The sequence below is a fragment of the Streptomyces sp. NBC_01216 genome (genome assembly GCF_035994945.1).
In the GTDB taxonomy this organism is placed as follows: domain Bacteria; phylum Actinomycetota; class Actinomycetes; order Streptomycetales; family Streptomycetaceae; genus Streptomyces.
The window spans coordinates 3933908-3949784 of record NZ_CP108677.1 but is presented as its reverse complement, the minus strand read 5'-3'; the positions used below and the strand labels follow the sequence as shown (position 1 = coordinate 3949784).

The following is a 15877-nucleotide window of genomic DNA, read 5'->3' as shown; positions in this document are numbered from 1 at the left end:
CACCGAGGGGTCCCGGACGAAGAGCCCGGACGTAAGAGCCCGGCCGACGCCCGCCGGGGAGCACGGGACAGCCCTTAGGCTGGACCCATGAGTACGCTGAGCGGACGGGGCACGGCCCGGGGCCTGCCGGAGTGGGACCGCTGCGCGGTCATGGGAGTCGTGAACGTGACACCGGACTCCTTCTCCGACGGCGGACGCTGGTTCGACACCACCGCCGCCGTCAAACACGGCCTCCACCTCGTCGACGAAGGCGCCGACCTCGTCGACGTCGGCGGCGAGTCCACCCGCCCCGGCGCCACCCGGGTCGACGAGGAGGAAGAACTCCGCCGTGTCGTGCCCGTCGTGCGTGGCCTCGCCGCCGAAGGCGTCACCGTCTCCGTCGACACCATGCGCGCCTCGGTCGCCCACGCGGCCGTCGCCGCCGGCGCCACCCTCGTCAACGACGTCAGCGGCGGACTCGCCGACCCCGGCATGGTCCCCGCCGTCGCCGCCGCCGAAGTCCCCTTCGTCGTCATGCACTGGCGCGGCTTCAGCCGGGACATGAACAGCCTCGCCGTCTACGACGACGTCGTCACCGAGGTCCTCACCGAACTGCGCCACCGTCTGGAAGCCGTCGTCGAGGGCGGTGTCGCCCCCGAGCGGATCGTCCTCGACCCCGGCCTCGGCTTCGCCAAGCTCGCCCCCCACGATCTCGCCCTCGTGGCCCACCTCCCCCGGCTCCGCGCCCTCGGCCGCCCGCTCCTCGTCGCCGCGTCCCGCAAGCGCTTCCTCGGACACGTCCTCGCCCGCGAGGGCACCACCCCCCCGCCCGCCCGCGAACGGGACGCCGCCACGGCCGCCGTCTCCGCCATCGCCGCCCACGAAGGCGCCTGGGCGGTCCGCGTCCACGAGGTCAGAGCCACCGCCGACGCCGTCCGGGTCGCCCGAGCCGTCGAAGGAGCCGCGTGACCCACCGGACCGACACCGAGGCCGTCCAAGCCGCCAACACCGCCTTCTACGAAGCGCTGGAGCGCGGCGACTTCGAGGAGATCTCCGACCTCTGGCTCGACGACGGGAGCACCTCCGTCAGTTGTGTCCATCCCGGCTGGCCCGTCCTCACGGGCCGCGGCGACGTGCTCCGCTCCTACGCCCTGATCATGGCGAACACCGAGTACATCCAGTTCTTCCTCACCGATGTGAAGGTCGCCCTCAGCGCCGACATCGCCGTCGCCACCTGCACCGAGAACATCCTCAGCGGCGGCCCGGCCGAGGACGGCGCCGAGCTCGGCCCCCTCGTCGGCCAGCTGGTCGTCGCCACCAACGTGTTCCGTCGCACATCCGACGGATGGAAGCTCTGGTCCCACCACGGCTCCCCCGTCCTCGCCGAATCCGGCGAGGACGACGACGAGGAACCCCACGCCTGACCGAAGCCCTGCTCCTTTCGGGTGGCCGGGGGGATTGGAACCCCCTGGCCTGGGTAGGGGCCGCACCCGACCGGTGTGGCCCCTGTCTCGCGCCCCCCACGGGCAAGAGCTGTCGGTGCCCGCAGGTAGATTCGAACGAGGACACCCGGCCGTCCGCATCCCGGCTGCGTGGCCCCCGGAACTACGACAGCAGGAGGAACCCCCGTGGACCGTGTCGCGCTGCGCGGCCTCAAGGCCCGAGGACACCACGGCGTCTTCCCCAAGGAACGCGAGGAAGGCCAGACCTTCATCGTGGACCTCACCCTCGGCCTGGACACCCGTCCCGCGGCCGCCGAGGACGACCTGACCAAGACCGTCCACTACGGCGTCGTCGCCGAAGAGGTCGTCGACGTGGTGCAGGGCGAGCCGGTGGACCTCATCGAGACGCTCGCCGAGCGCATCGCCCAGCAGTGCCTCAAGCACCACGGCGTCCAGGAGGTCGAAGTCGTCGTCCACAAGCCCGACGCGCCCATCACGGTCCCCTTCGACGACGTCACCATCACCATCACCCGGAGCCGAGTATGAAAGCCACGCACAGCGATCCCACCGTGCAGCCCGTACCGGCGTCCGTCGTCGAGGCCGTCGACGCGGCCGACATCACCCTCTCCAACCCCAAATGGGCCGTCATCGCCCTCGGCGCGAACCTCGGCAACCGGCTGGAGACCCTCCAGGGCGCCGTGGACGCCCTCGAGGACACCCCCGGGGTCCGGGTCAAAGCCGTCTCCCCGGTCTACGAGACGGAGCCCTGGGGCGTCGAGCCCGGTTCCCAGCCCTCGTACTTCAACGCGGTCGCCCTCGTGAAGACCACCCTGCCGCCCTCCTCCCTGCTGGAGCGGGCCCACGCCGTCGAAGAGGCATTCCACCGCGTCCGCGAGGAGCGCTGGGGCGCCCGCACCATCGACGTCGACATCGTGGCCTACGCCGACATCGTCTCCGACGACCCCGTGCTCACCCTCCCCCACCCACGAGCCCACCAGCGTGCCTTCGTCCTGGCCCCCTGGCACGACGTGGACCCCGAGGCACGCATCCCCGGACACGGCTCCGTCACCGAACTGCTCGCCTCCCTCGGCCGCGAGGGTGTCGTGCCACGCGCCGATCTGGAACTCCGTCTGCCCGAGTAGTCGTTAGTCTCATCGGAGATCATCAGAGACAGACGACGGCCCCGACGGCTCCGACCACGCGAAGGACACCCGGTGAAACAACTGCGGCTCAAGGTGCTCGCCGGACTCTTCGTCGTGGCCGGAGTCCTCTCCTGGGGCGGTGCCAGGCTCTGGGACTCCGTGGGCACCCTGCCGAGCGTGCCTCTGGCCGCGCCCATCGTGCTCGCGGCCATCGCCGCCGTGCTGTCGGCCACGGCACTGTCCCTCCGGTCCCGCCTGAGGGCCCAGCGCGAGCGCCGGCCGGGCGCCAAGGGCGTGGAACCGCTCATGGCGGCCCGCGCCGTGGTCTTCGGCCAGGCCAGCGCGCTCGTCGCCGCCCTCGTCGCCGGGATGTACGGCGGCGTGGGCGTCTTCCTGCTCGGCTCGTTGGACGTCCCGGCGCGCCGGGACCAGGCGATCTACGCTGGTTTCTCGGTCCTGGCGGGGGCCGCCGTCATCGCCGCGGCCCTCTTCCTGGAGCGGGTCTGCAGACTCCCCGAGGACGACGGCACCAAGGGCCCCACCCCGGCCGCCTGAGAGCCTGTCGGATGGCCTGTTGACCGGGCCCGGTCAACACCCCGGGCCCTTGGCGCGCGCGCTGCCGGCCGAAGGCCGCCGACAGCCCTAACGCGTCAGTATCAGGGCCATGGCCTCGGCGCGCGTCGTGGCGTCACGCAGCTGACCGCGGACCGCCGAGGTCGTCGTCTTGGCCCCCGGCTTGCGGATGCCGCGCACGGACATGCACATGTGCTCGGCCTCGATCACGACGATCGCCCCCCGCGCTTCGAGGATACGCATCAGCGAATCGGCGATCTGCGTGGTGAGCCGCTCCTGGACCTGCGGACGGCGCGCGAAGACGTCGACGAGGCGGGCGAGCTTGGAAAGGCCGGTGATCTTGCCCGTGTCCGCCGGGATGTAGCCCACGTGGGCGACTCCGTGGAACGGGAGCAGGTGGTGCTCGCAGAACGACACCAGTTCGATGTCCTTCACCAGCACCATTTCGTCGTGTCCCAGGTCGAACGTCGTCGTGAGGACGTCCTCGGGGTCCTGCCTCATCCCCGCCAGGAGTTCCCGGTACGCGCGCGCGACACGCGCCGGCGTCTCCTTGAGGCCCTCACGGTCCGGGTCCTCGCCGACCGCGATGAGGAGCTCCCGCACGGCGTTCTCAGCACGCTTCTCGTCGAACTCGCCGATCGTGCTCTCGCCGTCCAGCGTCACCGGGTCGGTCATCTGTGCCTCGTTCCGTATGCCCTGAGTACGCGAAATGCCGCGCCCCCACAGGCTAAAACCTGGGGGGCGCGGCTTCCATTCCGGGTCAGGACTCCGGGGTCTCCTCCGGGGCGACCTCGATCGCCTTGGTGGTGTCGACCGGGGTCGCGCCGTTGCTGCCGTTGGCGCTGTTCGTCAGGGCCAGCTCCTTGGGGGAGAGCACCGGCGGACGCGTGGAGGGCGTCCGGCGGGCCGAACCGGTCCACGCGGGGCGGGCCGGGCGCTTGACGATGGGGGCGAAGATCTCGGCGATCTCCTCCTTGCCCAGCGTCTCCCTCTCCAGGAGCTGGAGGACGAGGTTGTCGAGGACGTCCCGATTCTCGACGAGGATCTCCCACGCTTCGTTGTGGGCGGTCTCGATGAGCTTCTTGACCTCTTCGTCGACCAGTGCGGCGACTTCCTCGGAGTAGTCGCGCTGGTGCGCCATCTCGCGGCCGAGGAACGGCTCGGTGTTGTCGCCGCCGAACTTGATGGCGCCGAGCCGCTCGGTCATGCCGTACTGCGTGACCATCGCGCGGGCGGTGGTCGTGGCCTTCTCGATGTCGTTCGCGGCGCCCGTGGTCGGGTCGTGGAAGACGAGCTCCTCCGCCGCGCGTCCGCCCAGCATGTAGGCCAGCTGGTCGAGCATCTCGTTGCGGGTGGTGGAGTACTTGTCCTCGTCCGGGAGGACCATGGTGTAGCCCAGGGCCCGGCCGCGGGACAGGATGGTGATCTTGTGGACCGGGTCGGAGTTCGGGGAGGCCGCGGCGACCAGGGCGTGACCGCCCTCGTGGTACGCGGTGATCTTCTTCTCCTTGTCCGACATGATCCGGGTCCGCTTCTGCGGGCCCGCGACCACACGGTCGATCGCCTCGTCCAGCGAGTGGTTGTCGATCAGCTTCTTGTCCGAGCGGGCGGTGAGGAGCGCCGCCTCGTTCAGGACGTTGGAGAGATCGGCACCGGTGAAGCCGGGGGTCCGCCGCGCGACCGCGCCGAGGTCGACGTCGGGCGCGACCGGCTTGCCCTTCTGGTGGACCTTGAGGATCTCCAGCCGGCCCAGCATGTCCGGACGGTCGACGGCGATCTGCCGGTCGAAACGGCCGGGGCGGAGCAGCGCCGGGTCGAGGATGTCGGGCCGGTTGGTGGCCGCGATGAGGATGACGCCGCCCTTGACGTCGAAGCCGTCCATCTCCACGAGGAGCTGGTTGAGGGTCTGCTCGCGCTCGTCGTGGCCGCCGCCGAGTCCGGCGCCGCGGTGGCGTCCGACGGCGTCGATCTCGTCGACGAAGACGATCGCCGGGGCGTTCGCCTTGGCCTGCTCGAAGAGGTCGCGGACCCGGGAGGCGCCGACGCCGACGAACATCTCGACGAAGTCGGACCCGGAGATCGAGTAGAAGGGCACGCCGGCCTCGCCCGCGACGGCGCGCGCGAGGAGGGTCTTGCCGGTTCCGGGCGGGCCGTAGAGCAGCACGCCCTTGGGGATCTTGGCGCCGACCGCCTGGAATTTGGCGGGCTCCTGGAGGAATTCCTTGATCTCGTGGAGTTCCTCGACGGCCTCGTCGGAGCCGGCTACGTCGGCGAAGGTCGTCTTGGGGGTGTCCTTGGTGATCAGCTTGGCCTTGGACTTCCCGAAGTTCATGACTCGGGAGCCGCCGCCCTGCATCTGGTTCATCAGGAAGAGGAAGACGAGGACGATGAGGACGAAGGGCAGCAGCGAGAACAGGATCGACAGGAACGGGCTCTGGCGCTCGGGGGAGACGGTGTAGCCCTTGTCCAGCGCGCCGGACGCGGACTGCTCCTGGAGCGTGGTGGTCAGGTTGGCACCCTGGTCACCGATGTAGCTGGCCTGGATCTTGGTGCTGCCGCCGTATTTGTCCTTGTCGGCGTCCTTCTTCAGCTCGACCTTGATGACCTGCTCGTCACCGGTCGTCAGTTTGACCTGGTTGGCCTGCTTGTCGTTGATGGCCTGGACGACCTTGCTGGTGTCCACCGTCTTGTAGCCCTCGGACGAGCCGACGACCTGCATCAGCACGACCACGGCGAGGACGGCCAGCACGATCCACATGACCGGCCCACGGAAGTATCGCTTCACGTCCATCCATACGGAGCGAGTTCGCTCCGTCCCTCCTGCCCGTAGGTAAATGCCGCTGTGAGAAAAAGCTGTTCTTCGGACGGTACCCCAGCATCGTGACCGGCGGCCGCCTTCCCTTGCTCCAACGGCGGGAAGGCGGTGCTGGTTCCCCGGATGCCGAGGGTGTCAGCCGCCGTAGACGTGGGGGGCCAGGGTGCCGACGAAGGGGAGATTGCGGTACTTCTCGGCGTAGTCCAGGCCGTATCCGACGACGAACTCGTTGGGGATGTCGAAGCCGATCCATTTGACGTCGATGGCGACCTTGGCGGCGTCGGGCTTGCGCAGGAGGGTGCAGACCTCCAGGGAGGCCGGTTCGCGCGAGCCGAGGTTCGACAGCAGCCAGGACAGCGTCAGGCCGGAGTCGATGATGTCCTCGACGATCAGGACGTGCTTGCCCTTGATGTCGGTGTCCAGGTCCTTGAGGATCCGGACGACACCGGAGGACTGGGTGCCGGCGCCGTAGGAGGAGACGGCCATCCAGTCCATGGTGACGGGGGTGGACAGGGCGCGTGCCAGGTCCGCCATCACCATCACGGCGCCCTTGAGGACTCCGACGATGAGCAGGTCCTTGCCCGCGTACTCCGCGTCGATCTTCGCGGCCAGCTCGGCCAGCTTCGCGTCGATCTCTTCCTTGGTGATGAGCACCGACTTGAGGTCGGTGCCCATGTCCTTCTCGTTCACCCGGGTCACTTTCGTTGCAGCGTGCGTCAGCCTTGCCGGATGACCAGTCTGCCACCCTGCCGGCGTGCCTCGACGCGGCCGGGCAGATTGATGGCGCCCTGGCCGCGCCATCCGGTGACGAGCCGGTCGACTTCTTCGATGTGGCGGGCGAAGAGGGAGCCCGCGGGGGCGCCCACGGCGATGACGGCGCGGCGCAGCACGCGGCGGCGGACGGCGGCGGGCAGCCCGTGGAGCTTGTCGCACGCGAGGCGGCCGGTCTCGTCGCGCACGGAGGCTTCGGCGTCGGCGGCCCAGGAGTCGAGGGCGTCGGCGTCGTCGCGGGAGAGCCGGGCCGTGCGGGCGAGGGCTTCGACGACGCCCTTGCCGAGAGCCTTCTCGAGGGCGGGGAGCCCTTCGTGGCGCAGCCGGGAGCGGGTGTAGGCGGGGTCCGTGTTGTGGGGGTCGTCCCAGACGGCGAGCTCCTGGGCGACGCAGGCCCTGCGGACGGTCTGCCGGTCCAGTTCGAGGAAGGGGCGGCGGTAGCGGCGGGAGGTGCCGGAGACCGCGGCCATGCCGGAGAGGGAACGGATGCCGCTGCCTCGGGCGAGCCCGAGGAGGACGGTCTCGGCCTGGTCGTCGCGGGTGTGGCCGAGCAGGACGGCGGTGGCGCCGTGGCGTTCGGCGGCGTCGTCGAGGGCCGCGTAGCGGGCGTCCCGGGCGGCGGCCTCGGGGCCTCCCGCACGGCCGACGGTGACGGTGAGGGACTCGACGGGGGTGAGTCCGAGCGTGGCCATGCGGCCGGCGACCTCGGCGGCGCGCTGGCCGGAGCCGTCCTGGAGGCCGTGGTCGACGGTGATGCCGCCGGCACGGAGAGGCAGCTTGCGGGCCTCGAAGGCGAGCGCGGAGGCGAGCGCCATGGAGTCGGCGCCGCCGGAGCAGGCGACGAGCACCAGGGGCTCGGTCTCGGGCGCGCCGGTGTCGGCGTCGTGTTCGGTGAGGATGTCGTGGAGTACGCGGCGGACCGCCAGGCGTATCGCCGCGACCGCAGGATGGGGACCCATGTCCGGTGCCCTTCGTGAAGGATGTGGGGTGCCTCGGTCGGTGTGTTAACGGTCGAAAGGGGGGGTTCGGTCACTCAGAGTGCGTCGATGGTGACAGAACTCGGCCGTTACCCGAGCATTGCACGCCTGTCCTTCGCCTACGGTCCCTCGGACGGGTGATGGATGGCGGATTCTTCTGCCGTTCGTCGCTCGCGTCTCACGAGTCTGCCCTACGGTGCACCCTCGCGACCCAGTCGGCGGGTGCGGCGATCTCCGCCTTGGTCGGAAGAGTGTTCGGAGAGGTCCATACGCGGTTGAAGCCGTCCATGCCCACCTGGTCGACGACGGCCCGGACGAAGCGTTCGCCGTCGCGGTACTGGCGCAGCTTGGCGTCGAGGCCGAGGAGCCGGCGCAGGGCGAGGTCCAGCCGGGAGGCGCCGCGGGCGCGGCGCTGCTGGAACTTCTCGCGGATCTCGGCGACGGACGGGACGACCTCGGGCCCCACGCCGTCCATGACGTGGTCGGCGTGGCCCTCGAGGAGGGACATGACAGCGGTGAGGCGGCCGAGGATCTCGCGCTGTTCGGGGGTCTGGACGAGTTCGACAAGGGAGGGCGAGGGTTCCCCCTCCTCTCCCTCGGGACGGCCCCCGGCGAGGGCCTGGGCCGCTTCGCGCAGCCGCTCGACGACGGTGGACGGGTCGACCTCCGTGGCGCCGAGGAATGACTGGATCTCGCCCTGCAGGTGGTCGCGGAGCCAGGGAACGGCGGTGAACTGGGTCCGGTGGGTCTCTTCGTGGAGGCAGACCCAGAGCCTGAAGTCGTGCGGCGAGACGTCGAGTTCGCGCTCGACGTGGACGATGTTGGGCGCGACGAGGAGGAGACGCCCGCCGCCGTCGGCTCCGGCGGGAAGGTCTCGGGTGGCGGGGGCGAAGGTCTCGTACTGGCCCAGGATGCGGGAGGCGAGGAAGGACAGGAGCATGCCGAGCTCGACACCGGTGACCTTGCCGCCGACGGCGCCGAGCACGGCGCCGCCGGGGGTGGCGGAACGGCGGTCGCGCATCTTGTCGAGGAGGGGGGAGAGCAGTTCGCGGAAGCCGGCGACGTTGGCGCGGACCCAGCCGGCGCGGTCGACGACGAGGACGGGGGTGTCCCGCGGTTCGTGCCCGTCGGGGATCATCCGGGTGAAGGCCCTGACGTGTTCCTCGGACGCCTTGGCGTGCCGGCGGAGTTCCGCGACGACCTCGCGGGCCTCGTCGCGGCTCACCTCGGGGCCCGGCCGCAGCAGGCGGGTCGCGGTCGCGACCGCGAGGTTCCAGTCGACCATCTCGGCACCACCGATGCTCGTCATGCGTCAACCGTACGTTCTCGGCGTCGGATCGGTAGGGGGTTGGAGCGGGTCGGTGTGGCCGCGGGCCGGGGCGCTCCGGTGGGCCGCGGTACGGGACGGCGCGGCGGGGTGCGGGTCAGCGGGGCGCGGCGAGGGCGGCGGAGAGCCGGTCGAGCGCGGGCTGGGCGGTGAAAGGGGAAGGGGTGCGGCCGGCGAGGAAGGCGAAGGCGAGGAGGCGCCCGTCGGGGGTGACGACGGTTCCGGCGAGGGTGTTGACGCCGGTCAGGGTGCCGGTCTTGGCGCGGACCAGGCCGGCGCCTGGCTGGGTGGGTCCGGCCTGGTAGCGGCCTTTGAGGGTGCCGCTGAAGCCGCCGACGGGCAGGCCGGTGAGGACGGGGCGCAGGGCGGGCCGGGCGGGGTCGGCGGCGTGGGCCAGGAGGGCGGTGAGGAGCGCGGCGGTGACCCGGTCGGCGCGGGAGAGACCGCTGCCGTCGGCGAAGCGCGCGCCGGCCGTGGGCAGGCCGAGGCGGGTCAGCTCCTCGTGCACGGCCTTCGCGGCGCCCTCGAAACCGGCGGGCCGGTGGCGGGCGAGGGCGGTCTGGCGGGCGAGGGCCTCGGCCAGGTCGTTGTCGCTGTGGGTGAGGGTGCGTTCGACGAGCGCGGCGAGGGGTGCGGAGTAGGTGCGGGCGAGAACGCTGCCGGAGACGGCGGGCGGGTCGTCCGGGCCGGTCCGCGGGGTCCCGGTGGGCCGCGTGGTCGCTCCGGGCGCCGGGTGGTCGGGGGCGCGGCCCGGGGAGGGGACGCCGGTGACGTGGACGCCGGCGCGTTCCAGCCGTCCCGCGAAGTCGGTGGCGGTGGCGCCGGCGGGGTCGGCGCTCCGGGGGGCGGGGCCGCTCGTGGAGTCGTCGAGGCGGCCTTCGCGGGTCATCAGGGCGACGACGGGGGCGATGTTGTCGTTGGGGCCGATGGGGTGGCGTTGGGGGCCCGGGTAGAGGCTGGTGTCGTAGGCGAGGCGTACGGCGGTGACCCGCCGGGCCTTGAGGGCGCGGGCGGTGTCCTGGGCGAGCGTGGTGAGGCGGGCCGGGGTCAGGGTGGGGTCGCCGCCGCCGACGAGGGTGACGGTGCGGTGGTCGGGGGTGGCGACGACGGTGGTGGGGATGCGGTGGTCGGGCCCCAGGGCGGACAGGGCGGCGACGGTGGTGGCGATCTTGATGGTGGAGGCGGGGGTCATGGGGGTGGTGGCGCCCTCGCCGTAGAGCCGGTGGCCGGTGGCGACGTCGACGACGCAGGCGGTGCGCAGCGGGCCGAGGCCGGGATCGGCCAGAAGCGGGGCGAGGCCGGCGGCGAGGTCGGTGGGGTGGGCCGGGCGCGAGGGGGCGAGGGCCCGGAGGACCCCGGCCGCGCTGGGGGCCGGGGCGGGGCGCGCGGAGGGCGCGGGGGCGGCGACGCCCGCGTGATGTGCGCCACCTGTCCCGTCGGTGGCGGCGGCGCGCGCCCGCTCGGCCTTACGCTGGCCCGAGTCCCACGGGCCGGCGGCTGCCACCATTCCGGCGGCGAGTGTCAGACCGAGTACGGCAGAGCACGCCGTGAGCTGCCACAGCCTCGGTTCCGGCATTGCTGACCAGCCCCTTTCGCGATCACACACAGGCGTGAGGGACACTTAATCACTGCGCGTTGCCGCAGGCATTCACATGTGTTGATTCAGGAGGAGCCACCCGTGGAGTTCGACGTCACCATCGAGATCCCGAAGGGGTCGCGGAACAAGTACGAGGTCGACCACGAGACGGGTCGCATCCGTCTGGACCGCCGTCTGTTCACCTCGACCAGCTACCCGGCCGACTACGGCTTCGTCGAGAACACGCTCGGCGAGGACGGCGACCCGCTGGACGCGCTGGTCATTCTGGACGAGCCGACGTTCCCCGGCTGCCTGATCAAGTGCCGCGCGATCGGCATGTTCCGGATGACGGACGAGGCGGGCGGCGACGACAAGCTGCTGTGCGTCCCGGCCTCGGACCCCCGCGTGGAGCACCTGCGGGACATCCACCACGTCTCCGAGTTCGACCGCCTGGAGATCCAGCACTTCTTCGAGGTCTACAAGGACCTGGAGCCGGGCAAGTCGGTCGAGGGCGCCGACTGGGTCGGCCGCGCCGAGGCCGAGGCCGAGATCGAGGCATCCTACAAGCGCCTGCAGGCGCAGGGCGGCTCCCACTGATCGGGGCGCGCCGATAGGCAGCTGTACACGTGACGGGCGGTGCATCTCCATGAGGTGCGCCGCCCGTCACGCGTTCATACTGGGCGAGGCCGTGTACACCGCGGAGTGAGGGCGATATCCAGTGGCGGAGCCGGAAGGACCGGAGGACCGGAAGCCGCAGTCGGACGAGGCGCGCAGCGCGTTCACCCCGCCCGCCGGGGTGCAGCAGACCTGGGTCCCGGAGGAGGAGCATCCGACCTCCGAGTTCGCGGTACCCGAGGGGTTCGCGGCCGAGCCGGCCGTCGAGCCCGAGGGTTCGGCGTTCGCCCCGCCGTCCACCTACTCGGTGAGGCATCCGCCGTCGGTGTTCACTCCGGTGCACGGCGTCCCGCTGGCGAAGCTGTCGGTGGACGCGCCGTGGCAGGACCGGATGCGGACGCTGCTGAAGCTGCCGGTGGGCGACCGGCCGGTGCCGGACGCTCCGGCGCACCGCGAGGACGAGTCGGGTCCCGCGGTGGGGCGTGTGCTCGACCTGACGCTGCGGATCGGGGAGCTGCTGCTCGCGGGGGGCGAGGCCGCGGAGGACGTCGAGGCGGCGATGTTCGCGATCTGCCGTTCGTACGGGCTGGACCGGTGCGAACCGACGGTGACGTTCACGCTGTTGTCGATCACGCACCAGCCGTCGCTGGTGGACCATCCGGTCACGGCGAACCGGACGGTACGGCGCCGGGGCACGGACTACACGCGTCTGGAGGCCGTGTACCAGCTGCTGGCGGACATCAACGCCGAGGCCCACGAGGTCACGCCGGAGGAGGCGTACCGGCGGCTGGCGGAGATGCGGCGCAACCGCCACCCGTATCCGGGGTGGGTGCTGACGACGTCGGCCGGTGTGCTGGCGGGTGCGGCCTCCATGCTCCTGGGCGGCGGCGCGACGGTGTTCTTCGTGGCCGCGATGGGAGCGGTGCTCGGTGACCGGCTGGCCTGGCTGTTCGCGGGGCGCGGGCTGCCGGAGTTCTACCAGTTCCTGGTGGCCGCGATGCCGCCGGCCGCGTTGGGCGTGCTGCTGACGCTGCTGCACGCGGATCTGAGACCGTCGGCGGTCATCACCGGTGGGCTGTTCGCGCTGATCCCGGGACGGGCGCTGGTGGCGGCCGTGCAGGACGGTCTGACCGGGTTCTACATCACGGCGTCGGCGCGCCTGCTGGAGGTCGGCTACTTCTTCGTGGCGATCGTGGTGGGCGTGCTGTCGGTGCTGTACGTGGCGGTGCAGTTCGGCGCCCAGCTCAATCCGGAGGGGGCGCTCAGCGCGGTCGAGCGGCCCACGGTGCAGATCGTGGCGGCGATGGTGCTGTCCATGACGTTCGCGGTCCTGTTGCAGCAGTCCAGGGCGACGGTGCTCTTCGCGACGCTGAACGGCGGGGTGGCGTGGGTGGTGTACGCCTCGATCGCGGTGACCGCGGACGGTTCCGCGGTGATGGCCACGGCGGTGGCGGCGGGCCTGGTGGGGCTCTTCGGGCAGTTGATCGCCCGGTACCACCACACCTCGTCCCTGCCGTACGTGACGGCGGCGATCGGGCCGCTGCTGCCGGGTTCCGCGACGTACTTCGGGGTGCTGGCGATCGCCCAGAACAATCTCGACCAGGGCTTCGCCTATCTCGCGAAGGCGGCGGCGCTGGCGCTGGCGATCGCCATCGGGGTGAACCTGGGAAGCGAGCTGGCCCGGCTGTTCATTCAGGCTCCGCGCACGGCGGCGGCGCGCCGCGCGGCGAAGCGCACGAGGGGTTTCTAGGGCGTGTTGCGGAAGTAGCTCCGTCCGCCCGGAGGGCCAGGAGGGACTCTCGCAACACGTAGTGCCACGACGGGCATCGCCGCCGGAAAGGGGACCGCCCGCGGCAGAGGTGCCGCGGGCGGGCGCGTGCCGCGGGGACGGGAGGGTCAGTGCCTGGCGTGCCGGCCGCGCTTGGTGGGGGCCGGGGCGTCGTCCTGGGCTCGGACGGTCTTCTTGCTCTGGGAGCGGGCCCGGAGGAACTCGATCACGATCGGGACCACCGAGACGAGGACGATCAGGATGAGGATCGCCTCGATGTGCTTGTGCACGAAGTCGATCTTTCCGAGGGAGGCGCCGAGGACGGTGACACCCACGCCCCACAGCACGCCGCCGACGATGTTGAAGACGATGAACGAGCGGTAGTTCATCCGGCTCACACCGGCGATGATCGGCGTGAAGGTGCGGACGATGGGGACGAAGCGGGCCAGGATCAGCGACTTCGGGCCGTGCTTCTCGAAGAACTCGTGCGCCTTCTCCACGTTCTCCTGCTTGAAGAGCTTGGAGTCGGGGCGCCGGAAGAGGGCCGGGCCGACCTTGCGGCCGAAGAGGTAGCCGACCTGGTCGCCGATGATCGCGGCGAGCGCGATGAGGGTGCAGACCAGCCACAGCGGTGTGTCCAGCATGCCGGTGGTGACCAGCAGCCCGGTGGTGAAGAGCAGCGAGTCGCCGGGCAGGAAGAACCCGATGAGGAGGCCGGACTCGGCGAAGACGATGACCAGGACGCCGATCAGACCGAAGGTCTGGATCAGGTAGTCCGGGTCCAGCCAGCTCGGTCCGAGGGCAAGCGTGTTCACGGGTTCCGGGCTCCTGCTCGGTCGACGGGGGCGGGGGGACGGCCGCCTCAAGGTATCAACGCATTCTCCCGGGTCCGGGTTCCACCGGCCCCCTCCAGGATGCGGGAGGACGCGAAGCGCCCGAGGCTGGAGGCCAGGAGGTGGATGCGCATGGGCATCGATGAGTACGGCGGCGGTCAGGTAGCGCAGTCCGACGTGCTGGTCGTGACGACCAACGACGTCCCCGGCTACGAGGTCCGGCAGGTGATCGGCGAGGTCTTCGGACTCACCGTGCGGTCCCGGCACCTGGGCAGCCAGATCGGCGCCAGCCTGAAGTCGATGATCGGCGGTGAGCTCAGGGGGCTGACGAAGACCCTGGTGGAGACCCGGAACCAGGCGATGAACCGGCTGATCGAGCAGGCGCGGGCCCGGGGCGCGAACGCGGTGCTGATGTTCCGTTTCGACGTGACGGAGGCGGCGGACGTGGGAACGGAGGTCTGCGCCTACGGCACGGCGGCCGTGATCGCGCCCCGTTCCTGACCCCCGGGAGGGGCTGACGCGCCCTCGTCGGGCCGCCCGGGCTCGCGCCCGAGGGTCCGGTGCCCTCCCCGCCCGCGATCCTCTTCCGAAGGAGTGCCCCATGGCCTTGCACAAGGGACCCGCCGCCCAGACGGCGAACCCGCGCCTCGCCCTCAACCCCTTCTACGGCGAGGCCAACCCCGCCGGCGGTATGACCGACGCGCCCCCGCACCATCGCCTGCCCGACGGGCCGCTGCCGCCCACCAGCGCCTACCAGCTGGTCCACGACGAGCTGATGCTGGACGGGAACTCCCGCCTGAACCTCGCCACCTTCGTCACCACCTGGATGGAGCCGCAGGCCGGAGTGCTCATGGCGGAGTGCCGCGACAAGAACATGATCGACAAGGACGAGTACCCGCGGACCGCGGAACTCGAGCGGCGCTGCGTGGCGATGCTCGCCGACCTGTGGCACGCGCCGGACCCGGGCGCCGCCGTCGGCTGTTCCACCACAGGTTCCAGCGAAGCCTGCATGCTGGCCGGGATGGCCCTGAAGCGACGCTGGGCCAAGCGCAACGGCGACCGCTATCCGGGCACCGCCCGGCCCAATCTGGTGATGGGGGTCAACGTCCAGGTCTGCTGGGAGAAGTTCTGCACCTTCTGGGAGGTCGAGGCCCGGCTCGTGCCCATGGAGGGGGACCGTTTCCATCTGGACCCGCAGGCGGCGGCGGAGCTCTGCGACGAGAACACCATCGGCGTGGTGGCCGTCCTGGGTTCCACCTTCGACGGCTCCTACGAGCCGGTCGCCGATCTCTGCGCCGCCCTGGACGCCCTCCGGGAGCGCACCGGCCTGGACGTCCCCGTGCACGTGGACGGGGCTTCCGGCGGGATGGTCGCACCGTTCCTCGACGAGGATCTGGTGTGGGACTTCCGGCTGCCCCGAGTCTCCTCGATCAACACCTCCGGCCACAAGTACGGCCTCGTCTATCCGGGTGTCGGCTGGGCTCTGTGGCGCTCCTCGGCCGAACTCCCCGAGGAGCTGGTGTTCCGGGTCAACTACCTCGGCGGCGACATGCCCACCTTCGCCCTGAACTTCTCCCGTCCGGGCGCCCAGGTGGTGGCGCAGTACTACACCTTCCTGCGGCTCGGCCGGGAGGGCTACCGGGTGGTCCAGCAGACCAGCCGGGACATCGCCCGCGGTCTGGCCGAACGGATCGAGGCCATGGGCGACTTCCGGCTCCTGACACGCGGTGACCAGCTGCCCGTGTTCGCTTTCACCACCGCCCCCGAGATCACGGCCTACGACGTCTTCGACGTCTCGCGGCGCCTGCGCGAACACGGCTGGCTCGTCCCGGCGTACACCTTCCCGCCCGACCGGGAGGACCTGTCCGTCCTGCGCGTGGTCTGCCGCAACGGCTTCTCGGCCGACCTCGCGGCGCTGTTCGTGGACGACCTGAACCGGCTGCTGCCCGAACTGCGCAGACAGCCGCACCCGCTCAGCCGCGACAAGGCGGCGGCGACCGCCTTCCACCACTGAGAACCCGCCGGGCGGGTACGGGGTCGGCCTCGACCCCGTACCGCC

General features: G+C 71.2%; 16 protein-coding genes. 9 read left to right on the top strand and 7 right to left on the bottom strand.

The window, feature by feature from the left end:
* The first annotated feature begins 87 nt into the window (after nucleotides 1-87).
* From folP to OG393_RS17400, 5 genes are all read left to right on the top strand, one after another.
* Nucleotides 88-948 (top strand): dihydropteroate synthase, encoded by an 861-nt coding sequence (folP, locus tag OG393_RS17420; RefSeq protein ID WP_327375573.1) that lies wholly within the window; start codon nucleotides 88-90, stop codon nucleotides 946-948.
* A complete protein-coding gene (locus OG393_RS17415; RefSeq protein WP_327375572.1) occupies nucleotides 945-1403 on the top strand; it encodes a nuclear transport factor 2 family protein in 459 nt (152 codons plus the stop codon). The genes folP and OG393_RS17415 overlap by 4 nt, the downstream gene beginning before the upstream one ends.
* Nucleotides 1404-1607: 204 nt before the next feature.
* Entirely contained in the window at nucleotides 1608-1967 is a 360-nt protein-coding gene (gene folB / locus OG393_RS17410; RefSeq protein ID WP_327375571.1) for a dihydroneopterin aldolase, read from the top strand.
* Complete coding sequence (gene folK / locus OG393_RS17405; protein ID WP_327375570.1) at nucleotides 1964-2563, top strand: 2-amino-4-hydroxy-6-hydroxymethyldihydropteridine diphosphokinase; 600 nt, start codon at nucleotides 1964-1966, stop codon at nucleotides 2561-2563. Before folB ends, folK begins: the two co-directional genes overlap by 4 nt.
* Nucleotides 2564-2635: 72 nt before the next feature.
* The gene (locus OG393_RS17400; RefSeq protein ID WP_327375569.1) at nucleotides 2636-3118 is read left to right on the top strand and encodes a DUF3180 domain-containing protein; all 483 of its coding nucleotides are present in this window, start codon (nucleotides 2636-2638) and stop codon (nucleotides 3116-3118) included.
* 87 nt (nucleotides 3119-3205) lie between these two features.
* Here the strand turns inward: OG393_RS17400 and folE are convergent, their stop codons facing one another.
* The 6 genes from folE to dacB form a co-directional block, all read right to left on the bottom strand.
* Nucleotides 3206-3811 carry a GTP cyclohydrolase I FolE gene (gene folE, locus OG393_RS17395; RefSeq protein WP_327375568.1) on the bottom strand — a complete coding sequence of 202 codons (606 nt, stop codon included), beginning with the start codon at nucleotides 3809-3811 and terminating at the stop codon, nucleotides 3206-3208.
* An 85-nt stretch (nucleotides 3812-3896) separates the two neighbouring features.
* Complete coding sequence (ftsH, locus tag OG393_RS17390; protein WP_327375567.1) at nucleotides 3897-5927, bottom strand: ATP-dependent zinc metalloprotease FtsH; 2031 nt, start codon at nucleotides 5925-5927, stop codon at nucleotides 3897-3899.
* A gap of 159 nt (nucleotides 5928-6086) precedes the next feature.
* Nucleotides 6087-6626: a hypoxanthine phosphoribosyltransferase gene (hpt, locus tag OG393_RS17385; protein ID WP_132917781.1), complete on the bottom strand. Its 540-nt coding sequence runs from the start codon at nucleotides 6624-6626 to the stop codon at nucleotides 6087-6089.
* Nucleotides 6627-6667: 41 nt separating this feature from the next.
* Entirely contained in the window at nucleotides 6668-7681 is a 1014-nt protein-coding gene (gene tilS / locus OG393_RS17380) for a tRNA lysidine(34) synthetase TilS (RefSeq protein WP_327375566.1), read from the bottom strand.
* A 196-nt stretch (nucleotides 7682-7877) separates the two neighbouring features.
* Complete coding sequence (locus tag OG393_RS17375) at nucleotides 7878-9008, bottom strand: zinc-dependent metalloprotease (protein ID WP_327375565.1); 1131 nt, start codon at nucleotides 9006-9008, stop codon at nucleotides 7878-7880.
* 115 nt (nucleotides 9009-9123) lie between these two features.
* Entirely contained in the window at nucleotides 9124-10602 is a 1479-nt protein-coding gene (gene dacB / locus OG393_RS17370) for a D-alanyl-D-alanine carboxypeptidase/D-alanyl-D-alanine endopeptidase (protein WP_327375564.1), read from the bottom strand.
* Nucleotides 10603-10704: 102 nt separating this feature from the next.
* Between dacB and OG393_RS17365 the strand changes: the two genes are divergently transcribed.
* Both OG393_RS17365 and OG393_RS17360 read left to right on the top strand, forming a co-directional pair.
* Nucleotides 10705-11199 (top strand): inorganic diphosphatase, encoded by a 495-nt coding sequence (locus tag OG393_RS17365; protein WP_147979032.1) that lies wholly within the window; start codon nucleotides 10705-10707, stop codon nucleotides 11197-11199.
* A gap of 121 nt (nucleotides 11200-11320) precedes the next feature.
* The gene (locus OG393_RS17360) at nucleotides 11321-12967 is read left to right on the top strand and encodes a threonine/serine ThrE exporter family protein (RefSeq protein ID WP_327375563.1); all 1647 of its coding nucleotides are present in this window, start codon (nucleotides 11321-11323) and stop codon (nucleotides 12965-12967) included.
* Between the two features lie 146 nt (nucleotides 12968-13113).
* On the opposite strand, the gene OG393_RS17355 is transcribed toward OG393_RS17360, so the two are convergent.
* The gene (locus OG393_RS17355; protein WP_327375562.1) at nucleotides 13114-13800 is read right to left on the bottom strand and encodes a DedA family protein; all 687 of its coding nucleotides are present in this window, start codon (nucleotides 13798-13800) and stop codon (nucleotides 13114-13116) included.
* Nucleotides 13801-13950: 150 nt separating this feature from the next.
* On the opposite strand from OG393_RS17355, the gene OG393_RS17350 reads away from it, so the two are divergent.
* Entirely contained in the window at nucleotides 13951-14319 is a 369-nt protein-coding gene (locus OG393_RS17350) for a YbjQ family protein (protein WP_327375561.1), read from the top strand.
* Between the two features lie 100 nt (nucleotides 14320-14419).
* The gene (locus tag OG393_RS17345; RefSeq protein WP_327375560.1) at nucleotides 14420-15832 is read left to right on the top strand and encodes a glutamate decarboxylase; all 1413 of its coding nucleotides are present in this window, start codon (nucleotides 14420-14422) and stop codon (nucleotides 15830-15832) included.
* Nucleotides 15833-15877 lie beyond the last annotated feature (45 nt).